The organism is Streptomyces sp. QH1-20 (genome assembly GCF_041283565.1).
Classification (GTDB): Bacteria; Actinomycetota; Actinomycetes; order Streptomycetales; family Streptomycetaceae; genus Streptomyces; species Streptomyces syringius.
The window spans coordinates 2,113,444-2,128,226 of record NZ_CP166299.1; the positions used below are offsets into that span (position 1 = coordinate 2,113,444).

Sequence of the window (14,783 nt, forward strand, 5' to 3'; positions counted from 1 at the left end):
CGTTGGTGTGCGGCGGTTGTCATGGTGTGGGCCGGTCGGGCGTGGTGTTTCAGCCGAATACGCCGCTCGGGGCGAGGGGGTCGTCGCCCGTGGCGGGCAGGGGCTGGTCCCAGCCGAGTTCGACGTTCTCCCGCCGGAAGGGTGTCCGGTCGGTGAGCGCGGTGTTCAGGGTGCGGGCGAAGAGATGGCCGCTGTGGACGGCGGCGGCGATGATGCCGGGGGCGAGGCAGTCGCCGAGGCGTACGACGCGGCGGATGCCGGCGGCGGTGAGGGTGCTCTCGTCGCGGCCCTTGAGGTCCGTGTAGAGCTCGTCGCGCGGGATGGAGCCGGTGACGACCACGACGGCGTCCGCGGGGACGGTGGTTTCCCGGCCGGTGTAGACGCAGGAGAGGTGGGCCGTGCCGGCTTCGGTGCGGCGCAGTGCGGTGGCGGTGCGGACGTCCGCGCACCTCTCCATGACGCGTCGTTGGACGCGTTTTTGTTCGGCGGTGAACTGGGTGTAGGCCGAGACGGTGCTCTCGGGCGTGACGAAGGTGACCTCGCAGCCGTGCTCGACGAGGCGTTCGGCGATGACGCCGCCCATGTAGTAGTGGTCGTCGTCGAAGAGGACGACACGGCCGGTGGGCAGGCGGGAGTCCATGATGTCGTCCGGTGTGAAGACCGGGATCTGTCCGAGGCCGGTGATGGGGTCGCTGTGGGTGCGGCCCACGCCGTCGGCGCGCCAGGTGGCGCCGGTGGCGATGGCGATGAGGGAGGACTCGGCTTCGAGGACCATGTCGCCGGTGATCTCGTTGTCGGGCAGGAGCTGCACGCCCGGCATCTTGCGGAGCTGGGTCAGGCGCCAGTCGCGTACGCGGGCCCAGGTGCCGAGGCCGGGCAGGCGGCATTCGCGGTTGACGCGGCCGCCGAGTTCGCGGCTGCGGTCGGCGAGCATGACGCTGTAGCCGCGCTGGCCGAGGGCGCGGGCGGCTTCGAGGCCGGCGGGGCCGGCGCCGATGATGAGGACGGTGTCGTCGGTGTCCTTGGGCGGGATGTGTTCGGGGTGCCAGCCGCGGCGCCATTCCTCGCCCATGGTGGGGTTCTGGGTGCAGCGCATGGGCACCCCGGCCCGGTCGCCGGCGACGCAGATGTTGCAGCCGATGCATTCGCGGATGTCGTCGAAGCGGCCTTCCTCGATCTTGCGGGGCAGGAAGGGGTCGGCGATGGAGGGACGGGCGGCGCCGATGAAGTCGAGGGTGCCGCCCTTGATCATGGAGACCATGGTGTCGGGTGAGGTGAAGCGGCCGACGCCGACGACGGGTTTGCTGGTGACGCTTTTGACGAACTTGATGTACTGCTCTTGGTAGCCCTCGTCGCTGAAGCGTGAGGTGCTGCCGTCGTAGTCGAAGTTGCTGAGGTTGACGTCCCACAGGTCGGGGAGTTCCGCGAGCATCTCGACGACGTCGCGGCCCTCGTCCTCGTCGCCGCCTGCGCCCATGAGTCCGTCGACGCCGAAGCGGATGGCGACCGCGCAGGTGTCGCCGACGGCCTCCTTGGCGTCCTCGACCAGTTCGCGCAGGAAGCGGGCGCGGTTCTCGAGGCTGCCGCCGTATTCGTCGGTGCGGTGGTTGTGGCGGCGGGAGAGGAAGTGGATGGGCAGCGTCATGTCGTGGCCGGCGTAGACGTAGATGATGTCGAAGCCGGCTCGTCGGGCGTTGATCGCGGCGGTGCGGTACCAGCGGCGGGCGGCCCGGATGTCGTTCTTGTCCATGGCGCGGGCGGTGGCCGGGAAGACGCCCCGGGTGGGCCGCAGGCTGGGGGCGATGGGTATCGCGCGGCTCTCCAGATTGCCGACGTGGGAGCCGTTGTGCACCAACTCGACCCCCGCCAGGGCCCCTTGGTCGTGGATGAGGCCCGTGGCGCGGGCGAGGTAGGGGATGTCCTTCTCGTCCCAGAGGCGGAGCTCCCGCTGGTGGTTGCCGGAGTAGTGCACATCGCACTGTTCGGTGCAGATGACGCCCCAGCCGCCCTCGGCCTTGACTCCCCGCATCGCGGCCATCGAACTGGGAAAGGCACGTCCCATGCCATTGCAGTGGGGTACCTGGAAGAAGCGGTTCTTGGCGGTGACGGGGCCGATCCTCAACGGTTCGAAAAGGATGTCGTAGCGGGCGGGGCGGGTCATATGTGGTTCTCCGTTGCGGTACGCGGCTGTCGTGCCAGGGATCTTCGACGGGCGGTGTTATCGGGTGTCGTATGCCCGTGCGCCGAATATCGCGCTGCCCACGCGTACGTGTGTGGCGCCGAATTCGATGGCCGACGCGTAGTCCGTGCTCATGCCCATGGACAGGCAGTCGAGTCCGTTGCGGGCGGCGATCTTCGCGAGTTGGGCGAAGTGCGGCTCCGGCGGTTCGCCGGCCGGGGGAATGCACATGAGGCCCACGACGTCGAGGGCGTAGGTTTCGCGGCAGGTGGTCAGCAGGTCATCGGCGGCGTCGGGCAGGACGCCCGCCTTTTGCGGTTCGGCCCCGGTGTTGACCTGGACGAACAGCTTGGGGCGGCGGCCCTGCTTCTCGCATTGTTTGGCGAGGGCCTCGCAGAGGCCGGGGCGGTCGACGGAGTGGATGACGTCGAACAGCGCCACCGCTTCACGGGCCTTGTTGGACTGCAGTGGCCCGATCAGATGCAGTTCGACCTCGGGGTACCGCGCCCGGAGGTCCGGCCATTTGGCCTTGCCCTCCTGGACGCGGTTCTCGCCGTAGACCGTGTGACCGGCCAGGACGGTCTGCTCGATGGTGTCCGCGGGGACCGTCTTCGAGGCGGCGACGAGGGTCACCGATGCGATATCGCGCCGGGCCCGGGTGCAGGCGTCGGCGATGGCACGCCGGACCGTTTCCAGACCGTCGGTCGGGTCAGGTCGACATATGTTGCCGGGTGTGGACATCAGAGGGTCTCCTCACACACGAATCAGAATTCCAGTCGGCGCTCCACGGTGCTGATCCGCAGGGCGCCGGTGATGTGGACGCCGGCTTCGGTCAGCCCGGATTTCAGCTCGTGTTCGAGCGCGTCGAGGTCCTGCGGAGCGGCGTCGTGATGGGCCTCGGCCACGATCAGTACACGGTCGGTCTGTGCCGAGACGACGGATCGGGCGCTTTGCCGGAAGGTCCAGCGCCGGGAGTGCGCGTGGTTTTCGGGGTCGGCGAATACGACCTCGTTCGGCAGGGGGTTCTCGATGTCGCCCTGGAACGTCTCATAGGTCTCGGTGCCGTCGGCGTGGCGGACGGTGATGCCTTCCGAGATCTTCGCGCAGTCGAATGCGGCGATGGGGATGGCGGAGGCCATCGAGGCGAAGTTGAGGTAGTCCACGAGGGGGTGGAAGCTCGGCATGCTGCGGTCCTTGCGGTACCGCCTGAGCAGTGCTTCCGAGGCGCACCGGTACTGGGTGGGCTTCAGTCCCATTTTTGAGAAGGCGTCCCGCCAGGAGGCGATGGCGGGCATCTCGGATTCGGTGCCCGAGGCCAGTCGTTCCTCGACCTTCGGGGTGAGTTTCTTGAGCCGCTCCGGGTCGCTCTCCATGCCGCGGACGTTGTCGATGACCATCGTCAGGGCGTGCAGGCTCGGGTGAGCGGTCCAGACCGAATCAGCGTGCGTGAAATACATGTGAACTTTCCTCGATTGCCTTACGGGTAGAGCCGTGTGGTGTTCCAGTCGCCTTCGGGCTTGTCTCTTGTGAAAACGAGCCGGTCATGGAGACGGAACGGCCTGTCCGACCAGAACTCGATGGACAGCGGCCTGATGCGATAGCCGGACCAATGGGGCGGTCGCGGTACGTCGTCGGGGAAGCGGGTGGCCTCACGGGCCACGGCCTCTTCGAGTTCGGCGCGGCTGGCCAGGGGGCGGGACTGCTGGCTGGCCCAGGCGCCGAGGCGGCTGTCGCGCCGGCGGGAGGCGAAGTAGGCGTCGGCCTCGGCGGCGGTGGTGGGCTCCACGGGGCCGCGGAAGCGCACCTGCCGGCGCAGGGACTTCCAGTGCAGTACGCCTGCGGCCTGCATGTTGTCGCGGAGTTCGGTGCCCTTTCGCGACTGGGTGTTGGTGTAGAAGACGAAGCCGTCCGCGTCGAAGCCCTTGAGCAGCACCATGCGGACGTCGGGCAGGCCGTCGGTGTCGGCGGTGGCGATGGCCATGGCGTTGGCGTCGTTGATTTCGGCGGCTTCGGCTGCCGCGAGCCATTGGCCGAACAGGGTGAAGGGGTCGGTGGCGTCGTGCGGTGACGGGATGTCCTGCGCCGGGGCGTCGGGCGTCGGGGACTGCATGCGGGTGCTCCTCGCTGGGGAATTCACGGGTGAAGGAGGGAAGCGTCGGGCGCCGGGGGTGTTGGTTTCCCCCGGCGCTCCGGTCTGCTTCAGCGCTTGAGTTCCTTCTTCTCCGCGAGGAGGTTGCGCCATTTGTCGAGGTCGTCGCCGCGGGAGGTGACGAGGTGTGCCGTGCCGGTGGTGTCGACGAGTACTTCGGCGGCCGGCGGGATGTTGAGGAATTCCATGTGCTGGGTGGCGCAGTAGGCGCCGACGTCGAGGATGACGAGGTGGCTGTCGGCGTCGACCCCGGCGGGCACCCGGTATTCGCCGGGGAGGATGTAGTCGTGGCGCAGGATGCTGCGGCCGCGGAGTGCCGCCGAGACGCCGTCCGCGTCGTCGGCGAGGGGGATTTCCTTCAGGTCCGCGTCGAGGAAGACCACGTTGTGGCGGCGGTCCCGCAGTTGTGCGGACGGCATGAGCATGCGCGAGCCGTCGGTGACGACGAGGCTGCCGACGGCGTTGGTGATGACGTTGCGCTTGACGCCGAGCAGGAGGGCGCCGGTGTCGGCCAGTACGTCCCGGGCGGGCTCGAAGAGGAACTTGACGTGGTCCGGGATCTCCATGCGGTCCGCGATTTCGCGGAGCGCCTTGAAGTATTCGTTCCAGTCGAAGTGCTTCGTGGTCTCGTCCCAGGCTTCGTAGACGAAGCCGTGGCCGCCGGCGAAGTTGATGGACTTCGCGTGGGGGAAGTGCGTCTTGAAGATCTCGAACTGCTTCTCGATGACGCTGATCATCTCGTCGCGCGAGTTGCCGCTGCCGCAGTAGACCTCGAAGCATTCGAGTTCGCGGTCGTACTGCTCGAGCAGGTCGGAGAGGCGCTTCAGTTCGCTGTACTTGATGCCGGGCTTGCCGGAGTCGAGGCTGTCGATGCGGGCGCTGATGGTGGGCGCGTTGGTCCGCAGCGAGTAGGCGACCTCGTCGAGGCTGGAGAGGAAGGTCGGGTAGCCGGCCTGGTCCCAGAAGCCGATCTCCTCGTCGGAGACATGGCCGGGGGAGACGATGAACTTGTCGAATCCGTACTCGCGCAGGATCCGGTATTCGCTGGGCAGTTGCAGAAGCAGGCCGACTCCCATCTGCTGGAGCGGCTTCAATACATGTGGATTAGAGTTCGGGAAGAAGGGGACATACAATTCGACTCGGGAGTCGAGTCCGACGGCCTTGGCGGCATCCTGGATGCGGCCGACATTCTTTAATATCTGGGCTTCGCTGTAGACAAAGACCGGGGTGCCTACCTGGTCGGCTATCGCTTTGAGGTCGATCTCGTTGACCCAACAGTGGGTCAATTTACAGGAGTTTGCGGTGGTCACGTACCCTCACTCTCCGGTCGCGCAAGATCTCTGGCCATAGATGATCTTGTTTTGAGATCTTGGGGTGCTGAAATACAGATTTATCAGTGTCAGGCCCGGGAACACAAGGCTTTAAGAAGATCCATGTGTCCGTTCAGAACCGGGAGCGCTGATTCCGAATAAGGAGCAATACGAGGCGGCATTGCCGCATCGGCTGAGAACGCGCGCACGTGCTTTCAGTGGCCGACAGGGGGACGGTACGAAGCGCCGAGGAGACGCGATGGGATGAGTTCGCCCGTAAGCGGGCAGGCGGATGGTGGCCGCATACCGGTGGCCGAAGTCTACAGCCACACAGCCGAGTTGGTACTGGATCAGGACAGGCCGCCGAGCGGCCGCGGTCATTCCGCCGAGCGGGCCGCTCGGATGAACTCCCTGATCAGAGCAGGGTCCTTGACGCCTCGGCGGGCTTCCACTCCGCTGGAGACGTCCACGCCCCACGGCGCGATCGTGCGCACGGCCCGCCGCACGTTCTCCGGGTCGAGGCCGCCGGCGAGGAGCCAGCGTCCGGTGGGCGGGGTGAAGCGGTCGTCGGCCCAGTTCCACGGCAGGCCCGCGCCGGGGTCGGGGGCGTCGAGCAGGAGACAGTCCTCCCCCAGCTCGCCGCAGCGGGGGGTCCGCCCCTCTGCGGAGGAGGTGGCACGGATCAGCGTCCACCCCTGCGGCCGCAAGGTGTCGTAGTAGTCACGGCCTTCGTCGCCGTGCAGCTGTACGGAGCGGACCCCGCTCGCCAGCGCGAGGTCCCGCACCTGCGCCACGGGCTGTCGGCGGAACACACCGACGGTCAGTACGTGCTCGGGGACCCGCCGGGCCAGCTTCGCCGCGGTGGCGGCGTCCACCTGGCGCGGGCTGTCGGCGAAGACGAAGCCGATCGCGTCGGCTCCGGCCTCGACCGCGGCGTCCACATCCTCGGCGGTGCGCAGCCCGCAGATCTTGATGAACAGCGGCGAGCTCACGCGCGACGCCCCCCGACTCCCCTGCCACGGCTGCCGCGGCTGTCACGTCTTGCCCGGATCACGTCAAGCATGCTCATAGTTCACTGTCCTTCCTCGGCCACCGCCCATCCAAACGCGACCGGTCCCCTTCCGCCAGTGGCCGAAAGGCCCTGGCGGGCCGCCTGGCGCGGCCCGCCCCGGGGCGCCGGTGCCTCGGGGCGCCGGGCGGCCGTCAGTGGACGGGCAGTTGGCGCGGGATCGTGCGCCGGTTCTCCGAGGTCTTGTGCTGCGGCCGGGTCTGGGGGCGCGGCTCCAGACCGAAGGTCGTGAAGGCGGTGCGCTCGGGGAGGGGGTAAGCCGTCTTCCCGGTGATGGAGTTGAGGATGAGGGCGCTGCGCCAGGCGGCGAGGCCGAGGTCGGCGGTGCCGACGCCGTGGGTGTGGCGTTCGGCGTTCTGGACGTGGACGGCGCCCTTGACGTGCGGGTCGAGGACGAGCCGGTGGTGCTCGTCGATGCGGGGGCGGTCGGCGGAGTCCCGGCGGATATAGGGGTCCAGGGAGGCGAGGAGGGTGTCGACGCGGCGCTCGCGGTAGCCGGTGGCGAGGACGACGGCGTCGGTGGTGAGGCGGGAGCGGCTGCCCTGCTGGGCGTGTTCGAGGTGGAGCTCGACGCGGGTGGTGCCGACGCGGCCGGCGGTGCGGACGAAGACGCCGGGGGTGAGGACGGTGTCGGGCCAGCCGCCGTGCAGGCTGCGGCGGTAGAGCTCGTCGTGGATGGTGGCGAGGGTGTCGGCGGCGACGCCGCGGTGGAGCTGCCACTGGCGGGGCAGGGCCTGGTCCCGGACGGACTCGGGCAGGGCGTGGAAATAGCGGGTGTAGTCGGGGGTGAAGTGCTCCAGGCCGAGCTTGCTGTATTCCATGGGGGCGAAGGAGGGGCTGCGGGCGAGCCAGTGGAGCTTCTCGCGGCCGGCGGGGCGGTTGCGGAGGAGGTCGAGGAAGACCTCGGCGCCCGACTGGCCCGCGCCGATCACGGTGATGTGGTCGGCGGCGAGGAGCCGCTCGCGGTGGTCGAGGTAGTCGGCGGAGTGGATCACGGGGACGGCGGGGGCGTCGACGAGGGGCCGCAGGGGGTCGGGGACGTAGGGGGCGGTGCCGACGCCGAGGACGAGGTTGCGGGCGTAGCTGCGGCCGAGGGCCTCGGCTTCGCCGTCGGTGTCGAGCCGGGTGTAGTCGATCTCGAAGAGGGCGCGCTCGGGGTTCCAGCGGACGGCGTCGATCTGGTGGCCGAAGTGGAGTCCGGGGAGGGATTCGCTGACCCAGCGGCAGTACGCGTCGTATTCGGCGCGCTGGATGTGGAAGCGCTCGGCGAAGTAGAAGGGGTAGAGGCGCTCGCGGGCCTTGAGGTAGTTGAGGAAGGTCCAGGGGTTGGCGGGGTCGGCGAGGGTGACGAGGTCGGCGAGGAAGGGCACCTGGAGGGCGGTGTCGTCGATGAGCAGGCCGGGGTGCCATTGGAAGACGCGGCTCTGGTCGTAGAAGGCGGTGCGGAGGTCGGGGAGGGACTGGGCGAGGGCGGCGAGCGAGAGGTTGAAGGGGCCGATGCCGATGCCCGCGAGGTCGAAGGGCTGGTCGGGTGCGGTGGCGGGGGGCGGAGGATTGGTCATCGGGGCGTGTGGCCTTCCACGAGTTCGAGCAGGGCGTCGAGGTCGTCGGGGCGGGTGTGGGGATTGAGGAGCGTGGCCTTGAGCCAGAGGCCCTCGGGGGTGGTGGCGCGGCCGAGGACGGCGGTGCCGTGGTCCAGGAGGCGGCGTCTGATGTCGGCGAGGGCGCGGTCGTCGGTGCCGGTGGGGCGGAAGAGGACCGTGCTGAGGGTGGGGCGGGCGTGGAGCTCGAAGGCGGGGTGGGCCTCGATGCGGTCGGCCAGGAGCTGCGCGGTGACGCAGACCCGCTCGACGAGGTCGCCCAGGCCGCGGCGGCCGAGGGCGCGGAGGGTGACGGCGATCTTGAGGATGTCGGGGCGCCGGCTGGTGCGCGGGGAGCGGCCGAGGAGGTCGGGGTGGCCGGCCTCGATGTCGTCGGCGGGGTTGAGGTAGGGGGCCCGGTGGGCGAGGGGGGCCAGCCAGGTGGTGTCCGGCACGGCGAGGAGGCCGGCGGCGACGGGCTGCCAGCCGAGTTTGTGGAGGTCGAGGGTGACGGTCCGGGCGCGGTCGAGGCCGTCGAGCGCGGGGCGGAGGGTGTCGCTGAACAGCAGCGGCCCGCCGTAGGCGGCGTCGACGTGGAGGGGGACGTCGTGGGCGTCGCAGAGGTCGGCGAGCTTGGGCAGCGGGTCGATGCGGCCGGTGTCGGTGGTGCCCGCGGTGGCGACGACGAGGGTGGGGGCGCCGTGGCGGCCGTCGAGGGCGGCGGCGAGGTCGGCGGCGAGGTCGGCGGGGTCGAGGACGCCCGCGGGGGTGGGCAGGGTCCGCGGGGCGGGCAGACCGAGGAGCCAGGCGGCGCGGTGGACGCTGTGGTGGGCGTTGGCGCCGCAGACGACGGTGAGGGGGGCTGCGCTGCGGGCGCGGGCGGCTTCGCGGGCGAGGAGCAGGGCGAGCTGGTTGGACTCGGTGCCGCCGGTGGTGACGAGGGCGTCGGGGGCCGGGCCGGCGGGGTGGACGAGGGTGGCCAGGGCGCGGGTGGTGAGGATTTCCAGGGCGGAGGCGGCGGGGGCCTGGTCCCAGGAGTCCAGGGAGGGGTTGAGGGCGTCGGCGGCGAGGTCGGCGGCGGCGGCCAGGGCGAGGGGCGGGCCGTGCAGATGGGCGGCGCAGCGCGGGTCGGCGGGGTCGGCGGAGCCTTCCGCGAGGGCCCGTACGAGGGTGTGGAGGGCTTCGTGGGCGCCGGTGCCGTGCTCGGGGAGGGCGGGGCCGACGGCGGTGCGCAGCCGGGCGGTGACGGCGTCGGGGCCGCCGGGCGGGAAGGGACCACCGCGGGCGGTGGCGCCTCGGCCGAGGGCGTGCAGGACCGTCTCCAGCAGGGGGCGCAGCGCGCGGGGGCCGTCGGTGCCGCCCGCCAGCGGTGCGGGGGTCTGGTCGGCGCCGGGCGCAGGCATGGGTGTGCCCCTTTTTGGGTCGGGTTATCACATGGTCCGGCTGGTCCGGGCAGGGCTAATCGCCTCAAGTTACTGGCGTCGCACACTCGGTGACCATGGGGCCTCGGGGTTTCGCCCGATGGTGGTACCGCCCTGGGGCGCGGCCCGGTGGGATCTGCTAGGGCCTGTCTCTCAGATAGCGCCGTCCGCCGGAGGCGGTGCCCGCGGCGTCTGGTGCGGTACATCGCAAGGCGGAGGGCCGTCCTCGTAGTGGGCTACTCGGACGGTCCGACAACGCAGCGAGGTGCCGTGCCAGGCGTCGCGGGCAAGGCGGGATCTGAGAGACAGGCCCTAGAGGGGTGCGAAGCGGACTCGGGGCTCGGCTTCGACTAATCTGCACCCCATGGCCATGAAACTTGCTATCGACGTCGGTCCGCTCAAGCCCGAGCTCGCGCCGCTCATCCTGGGGCTGGCGCTCTTCTTCATCCTCTTCGCCGTGATGGCGAAGGTGATCCTGCCCCGGATCAACAAGGTCCTCACCGAGCGTGAGGAGGCCACCGACGGCCGCTTCGAGGAGGCCGAGGAGACGCGCGCCGAGGCCGCGCGGGTCCACGCCGAGTACCAGGAGCTGCTGGCCGAGGCGCGGCACGAGGCCGCCCGGCTGCGTCAGGAGTCGGTCGAGCAGGGTACGGCGATCATCGCCGAGCTGCGGGCCGAGGGCCAGCGTCAGCGCGAGGAGATCATCGCCGCGGGTCACGCGGTGATCGACGCGGAGCGTGCGGTCGCCGAGGCCGAGCTGCGTCAGCAGGTCGGCGTGCTGGCCACCGATCTGTCGGGCCGCATCGTCGGCGAGCCGGTCACGGACTTCGCCCGTGAGAGCGGTGTCGTGGACCGCTTCCTGGAGGAGCTGCGCACGGCCCAGCCGTCGGACGCCGCGACCGACAAGCGCGCCTGACCGTCGAGACAACCGGCCAAGGCTCCCGTACCCCGTTGGGGGTGCGGGAGCCTCGTCGTTTTCCGGGGCGCTTCCGGCGGCCCCCGGTGCGCCCTCGCGCGCGGGCGCCTATGCCTGCGCCGGGGTGTCGTCCTCCGTGGGGATCTTCCTGATCTTCAGGGCGCGGCGCAGGTCGTCGAGCTGGTCGGCGAGTTTGCGGCGCAGGGCGGGGGTGGGGTCGCCGTCGCGCAGGCAGGCTTCGCCGAGGCGCAGGGTCTCGGCCTCGACCAGGGGGTGGGGGAAGCCGTGGGCGCCGGCGGCGATGGCGAGGGCGGGGCCGCGGCGGGCCGCGACGGTGACGGCGGCGGGGAAGTAGCGGGCGCGGTAGGGGCGCAGGAGGTCGAGCTGTTCGGGCTGCCAGAAGCCCTGGGCGGTCGCGGTGAAGAGGTAATTGGACAGCTCTGGCAGCTCCGACAGCTCCGCGGGTTCGGCCGCGTCGGCGCGGTCCTCGCCGGGGTACATGGCCTGCCAGGCGGTGGCCTTGGCGGTGGCGTCGGGGAGCGCGGCGTGGCAGCGGGCGGCGCCTTCCTGGCCGGTGGCGCTGGGGTCGCGGGCGAGTTCGGCGTCGATGGCGTCGGGGGTGGTGGCGCCGAGGACGGCGAGGCGGGCGAGGCTGCGCCAGCGCAGTTCGGGGTCGAGGGCGGGGCCGCCGGGGACGGTGCCCGCGGTCAGCCAGTCCTGGAGGGTGCCGGGGGTGGTGGCGCTGTCGATGAGGGTGCGGACGGCGATCAGCCGGAGGCCCTGCGCGTCGGGCGAGCCGGTGCCGTCGGTGCGGCGCAGGAGCTCGTGGCCGAGGTCGGTGAGCGTGGTGAGGGCCGTGGGTCGGTCGGTGGCCGACGTGTAGCGGTCGGCGATCTGGGTGCGGGCGAAGCCGAGGACGGCTTGGGCGATGGCGATGTCGGTTTCGTGCGGGATGTGGGCGCGGGCGGCGTCCAGGTAGGCGGCGGGGGCCAGTTCGCCGTCGCGGACCATGTCGCGGGCGGCGTTCCAGACGACGGCGCGGGCGACGGGGTCGGGCAGTGAGGAGAGCGTGCGCAGGGCGGTGTCCCAGGAGCCGGCGTCGAGGCGGACCTTGGCGTAGGTCAGATCGCCGTCGTTGACAAGCAGCAGGGCGGGACGGGCACCGGTGAAGGCGAGGGTGCGGGTGCCGCCGCCGGCGGGCAGGTCGGCTTCGACGCGGTCGCGGCGCACGAGGGCCCGGGGGTCGTCGGGGGCGTGGTCGTAGAGGCCGATGGCGAGGTGGTGCGGGCGGGTGCCGTCGTGGTGGAGGTCGAGGCGCCAGCCGGTCGTGCCACCGGCTCCGGCCGCGCCGGGGTCGCCCTCGGCGCCGTCTTCGGTGATGCGGGGGGTGAGGGTGTCGACGCCGCTGGTGCGCAGCCAGCTGTCGGCCCAGGCGTGGACGTCGCGGCCTGTGGCGCGGGCGAGGGAGTCGATGAAGTCGGCGAGGGTGGCGTTGCCGAAGCGGTGGCGGGCGAAGTGGTCGTTGATGCCGGCGAGGAAGTCCTTCTCGCCGAGCCAGGCGACGAGCTGGCGCAGGGCGCTCGCGCCCTTGGCGTAGGAGATGCCGTCGAAGTTGAGCAGGGCGGAGGCGGTGTCGCGGACGGCGTCGGGGTCGGGGGCCACGGGGTGGGTGGAGGGGCGCTGGTCGGCGTCGTAGCCCCAGCTCTTGCGGGCGACGGCGAAGTCGGTCCACGTACCGGTGAAGCGGGTGGCTTCGGAGAGGACCTGGTAGCCCATGTACTCGGCGAAGGACTCGTTCAGCCAGATGTCGTCCCACCACTGGAGGGTGACGAGGTCGCCGAACCACATGTGGGCCATCTCGTGGGCGATGACCATGCCGCGGGTCTGCCGCTCGGTGTCGGTGACGGCGGAGCGGAAGACGAATTCGTCGCGGAAGGTGACGAGGCCCGGGTTCTCCATGGCGCCGGCGTTGAACTCGGGGACGAAGGCCTGGTCGTAGGAGTCGAACGGGTAGGGCTCGTCGAAGATCTGGTGGTAGCGGTCGTAGCAGCGGCGGGTGATGTCGAAGAGTTCCTCGGCGTCGGCGTCGAGGTGGGGGGCGAGGGACCGGCGGCAGTGGAGGGCGAAGGGCAGCCCGGCGTGCTCGGTCCGCACGGTGTGCCAGGGGCCGGCGGCGAAGGCCACGAAGTAGGTGCTCAAGGGGGCGGTGGTGGCGAGCTGCCAGCGGCCGTCGGCGGGGGCGCCGACGCGGGTGGCGATGGCGTTGCCGAGGACGGTCCACTGCGGCGGGGCGGTGACGGTCGCGTCGAAGACGGCTTTGAGGTCGGGCTGGTCGAAGGCGGCGAAGACGCGTTGGACGTCGTCGAGGAAGCACTGGGTGTAGAGGTAGGTCTCGCCGTCGGCGGGGTCGGTGAAGCGGTGCATGCCCTCGCCGGTGTGGGAGTAGCGCATGTCGGCCTCGACACGCAGCTCGTGGTCCCCGGGGGTGAGGGTCAGCGGCAGCCGGTTGTCGTCGAGCGTGGCGACGTCGAGGGCGTGACCGTCGAGGGTGGCGCGATGGAGGGCCGCGGGGCGGACCTCGACGAAGGTGGTGCCGGCTTCGCGCGCGGTGAAGCGGATGACGGTGGTGGAGCCGAAGTGCTCGTCGCCGCGGGTGAGATCGAGGTCGATCGCGTAGCGGTGCACGTCGAGGAGTCGGGCTCGGGTCTGCGCTTCGTCGCGCGTGAGTACGGGCATGGGGTCATGCTGCCGTATCGCTGGGCGCTGGCCCATGGGGTTTTGGCCGGGGTGCTGGGGGGGGTGCGCGCCGTTGCGGGGCTCCGCCCCGGGTCCCGGTCCTCAAACGCCGGACGGGCTGCGTTGCAGCCCGTCCGGCGAACCCACTACGCCCGCGCGATCGTCTCGTGGTGGCGAATGACCTCGGCGATGATGAAGTTGAGGAACTTCTCGGCGAACGCCGGGTCGAGTTTGGCGTTCTCGGCCAGCTCGCGGAGGCGGGTGATCTGCCGGGCCTCGCGGGCGGGGTCGGCGGGCGGCAGTTTGTGGGCGGCCTTGAGGTGGCCGACCTGCTGGGTGCATTTGAATCGCTCGGCGAGCATGTGGATCACCGCGGCGTCGATGTTGTCGATGCTGTCGCGCAGCCGGCCCAGCTCGGCGCGTACGGACTCGTCGTCGGCGCCGGGGGCACCGCTGAAGCTGTTGGCACTGTCGGTCATGTCCACCGACCCTATGCGGGCGGAAGGGTTCCCGTGACCGGTGGGTGCTCCGGGTCGGGGATGCGTCGGCTCCAGCCGCCGGGGACGCTACGGCCCTGGCGCTCGCGGAACCGTACCGGGGCGGTGCCGACGCGGCGGGTGAAGAGCCGGCTGAAGTAGGCCGGGTCGTCGTAGCCGACGCGGCGGGCGACGGCCGAGACGGGCAGTTCGGTGGCGGCGAGGAGTTCCTTGGCGCGGCCCAGGCGGATGGCCAGGAGGTAGTCCTTCGGGCTGCAGCCGGCGCCGCGGCGTACGGCGGAGCGCAGTGCGGCGGGGGTCATACCGTGCCGGGCGGCGTGTTCGGTGACGGACAGCGGCAGGAAGGCGTCGCGGGCGAGGGCCCGCAGGACGGGTTCGCCGTCGCCGCCGAGGTCGGCGCGGGCGCGGTGGAGGGCGACGAGGAGTTCGTGGACGGCGGCGGAGGTCTCGACTTCGAGGAGGGGGTTGCCGCGGTGGGCGGCGCGGGCGATGCGGCCGATGGCGGCGCGGGCGGCGGTGGTCTCGGTGAGGGGGACGAGGGGCCGGTCGGGTTCGATGAGGCCGAGTTCGGTGTAGGCGGTGACGGCGGGACCGGTGAAGTCGACGAAGCTCTCGTCCCAGCCGTTGTCCGGTCCGGCGCCGTAGTGGTGCGGGACGCCGGGGCTGAGCCACAGGAGGGCGGGGGCGGTGACGGGCAGGGTACGGCCGTCGGGGGTGCGCAGCCAGCCGGTGCCGGCGCTGACGACGACGGCGACGTGGTGGTCGAGGGTGCGGGGTCCGACGGCGGGGAGGGCGCCGTGCTGGAGGCCGACGCCGAGGCAGACCAGTCCGAGCCGGTGGTGGACCGGGCCGGGCGTGAAGTACCGCATCCAGGTGTGATACACGCGTCCGGGGCCTCCTTCCGCTGCCGGTTCGTCGCACGCAGC

General features: G+C 71.0%; 12 protein-coding genes. 1 reads left to right on the top strand and 11 read right to left on the bottom strand.

Going from position 1 to position 14,783, the window contains the following annotated elements:
* Nucleotides 1-49: 49 nt before the first annotated feature.
* The 8 genes from AB8O64_RS09410 to AB8O64_RS09445 all read right to left on the bottom strand — a co-directional run bounded on the left by AB8O64_RS09410 (nucleotide 50) and on the right by AB8O64_RS09445 (nucleotide 9,690).
* Nucleotides 50-2,161 carry an NAD(P)-binding protein gene (locus AB8O64_RS09410; protein ID WP_370418738.1) on the bottom strand — a complete coding sequence of 704 codons (2,112 nt, stop codon included), beginning with the start codon at nucleotides 2,159-2,161 and terminating at the stop codon, nucleotides 50-52.
* Nucleotides 2,162-2,218: 57 nt separating this feature from the next.
* Entirely contained in the window at nucleotides 2,219-2,920 is a 702-nt protein-coding gene (locus tag AB8O64_RS09415) for a YggS family pyridoxal phosphate-dependent enzyme (RefSeq protein ID WP_370418739.1), read from the bottom strand.
* 23 nt (nucleotides 2,921-2,943) lie between these two features.
* Nucleotides 2,944-3,636, bottom strand: a complete 693-nt coding sequence (locus AB8O64_RS09420) for a phenylalanine--tRNA ligase beta subunit-related protein (protein ID WP_356450824.1) — start codon at nucleotides 3,634-3,636, stop codon at nucleotides 2,944-2,946.
* A gap of 20 nt (nucleotides 3,637-3,656) precedes the next feature.
* Nucleotides 3,657-4,289: a pyridoxamine 5'-phosphate oxidase gene (gene pdxH / locus AB8O64_RS09425; protein WP_370418740.1), complete on the bottom strand. Its 633-nt coding sequence runs from the start codon at nucleotides 4,287-4,289 to the stop codon at nucleotides 3,657-3,659.
* An 89-nt stretch (nucleotides 4,290-4,378) separates the two neighbouring features.
* Nucleotides 4,379-5,614, bottom strand: coding sequence for a hypothetical protein (locus AB8O64_RS09430; protein WP_370418741.1), 1,236 nt, complete (start codon nucleotides 5,612-5,614; stop codon nucleotides 4,379-4,381).
* A 401-nt stretch (nucleotides 5,615-6,015) separates the two neighbouring features.
* Nucleotides 6,016-6,630, bottom strand: coding sequence for a phosphoribosylanthranilate isomerase (locus AB8O64_RS09435; protein WP_370418742.1), 615 nt, complete (start codon nucleotides 6,628-6,630; stop codon nucleotides 6,016-6,018).
* A 211-nt stretch (nucleotides 6,631-6,841) separates the two neighbouring features.
* Nucleotides 6,842-8,269: a lysine N(6)-hydroxylase/L-ornithine N(5)-oxygenase family protein gene (locus AB8O64_RS09440; RefSeq protein ID WP_370418743.1), complete on the bottom strand. Its 1,428-nt coding sequence runs from the start codon at nucleotides 8,267-8,269 to the stop codon at nucleotides 6,842-6,844.
* A complete protein-coding gene (locus tag AB8O64_RS09445; RefSeq protein ID WP_370418744.1) occupies nucleotides 8,266-9,690 on the bottom strand; it encodes an aspartate aminotransferase family protein in 1,425 nt (474 codons plus the stop codon). Before AB8O64_RS09445 ends, AB8O64_RS09440 begins: the two co-directional genes overlap by 4 nt.
* A 382-nt stretch (nucleotides 9,691-10,072) precedes the next feature.
* Between AB8O64_RS09445 and AB8O64_RS09450 the strand changes: the two genes are divergently transcribed.
* The gene (locus tag AB8O64_RS09450) at nucleotides 10,073-10,624 is read left to right on the top strand and encodes a F0F1 ATP synthase subunit B (RefSeq protein WP_184730681.1); all 552 of its coding nucleotides are present in this window, start codon (nucleotides 10,073-10,075) and stop codon (nucleotides 10,622-10,624) included.
* 108 nt (nucleotides 10,625-10,732) lie between these two features.
* On the opposite strand, the gene pepN is transcribed toward AB8O64_RS09450, so the two are convergent.
* The 3 genes from pepN to AB8O64_RS09465 all read right to left on the bottom strand — a co-directional run bounded on the left by pepN (nucleotide 10,733) and on the right by AB8O64_RS09465 (nucleotide 14,741).
* Nucleotides 10,733-13,360, bottom strand: coding sequence for an aminopeptidase N (pepN, locus tag AB8O64_RS09455; RefSeq protein ID WP_370418745.1), 2,628 nt, complete (start codon nucleotides 13,358-13,360; stop codon nucleotides 10,733-10,735).
* 146 nt (nucleotides 13,361-13,506) lie between these two features.
* Nucleotides 13,507-13,839 (bottom strand): chorismate mutase, encoded by a 333-nt coding sequence (locus tag AB8O64_RS09460; protein WP_356450834.1) that lies wholly within the window; start codon nucleotides 13,837-13,839, stop codon nucleotides 13,507-13,509.
* A gap of 11 nt (nucleotides 13,840-13,850) precedes the next feature.
* The gene (locus AB8O64_RS09465; RefSeq protein ID WP_365371119.1) at nucleotides 13,851-14,741 is read right to left on the bottom strand and encodes an AraC family transcriptional regulator; all 891 of its coding nucleotides are present in this window, start codon (nucleotides 14,739-14,741) and stop codon (nucleotides 13,851-13,853) included.
* Between the last annotated feature and the right edge of the window lie 42 nt (nucleotides 14,742-14,783).

Bases quoted from the DNA above. Each gene is read 5' to 3' on its own strand.
- AB8O64_RS09450 (WP_184730681.1), top strand. From the start codon at position 10,073: ATGGCCATGAAACTTGCTATCGACGTCGGTCCGCTCAAGCCCGAGCTC.
- pdxH (WP_370418740.1), bottom strand. From the start codon at position 4,289: ATGCAGTCCCCGACGCCCGACGCCCCGGCGCAGGACATCCCGTCACCG.
- AB8O64_RS09445 (WP_370418744.1), bottom strand. From the start codon at position 9,690: ATGCCTGCGCCCGGCGCCGACCAGACCCCCGCACCGCTGGCGGGCGGC.
- AB8O64_RS09460 (WP_356450834.1), bottom strand. From the start codon at position 13,839: ATGACCGACAGTGCCAACAGCTTCAGCGGTGCCCCCGGCGCCGACGAC.
- pepN (WP_370418745.1), bottom strand. From the start codon at position 13,360: ATGCCCGTACTCACGCGCGACGAAGCGCAGACCCGAGCCCGACTCCTC.
- AB8O64_RS09410 (WP_370418738.1), bottom strand. From the start codon at position 2,161: ATGACCCGCCCCGCCCGCTACGACATCCTTTTCGAACCGTTGAGGATC.
- AB8O64_RS09415 (WP_370418739.1), bottom strand. From the start codon at position 2,920: ATGTCCACACCCGGCAACATATGTCGACCTGACCCGACCGACGGTCTG.
- AB8O64_RS09420 (WP_356450824.1), bottom strand. From the start codon at position 3,636: ATGTATTTCACGCACGCTGATTCGGTCTGGACCGCTCACCCGAGCCTG.
- AB8O64_RS09440 (WP_370418743.1), bottom strand. From the start codon at position 8,269: ATGACCAATCCTCCGCCCCCCGCCACCGCACCCGACCAGCCCTTCGAC.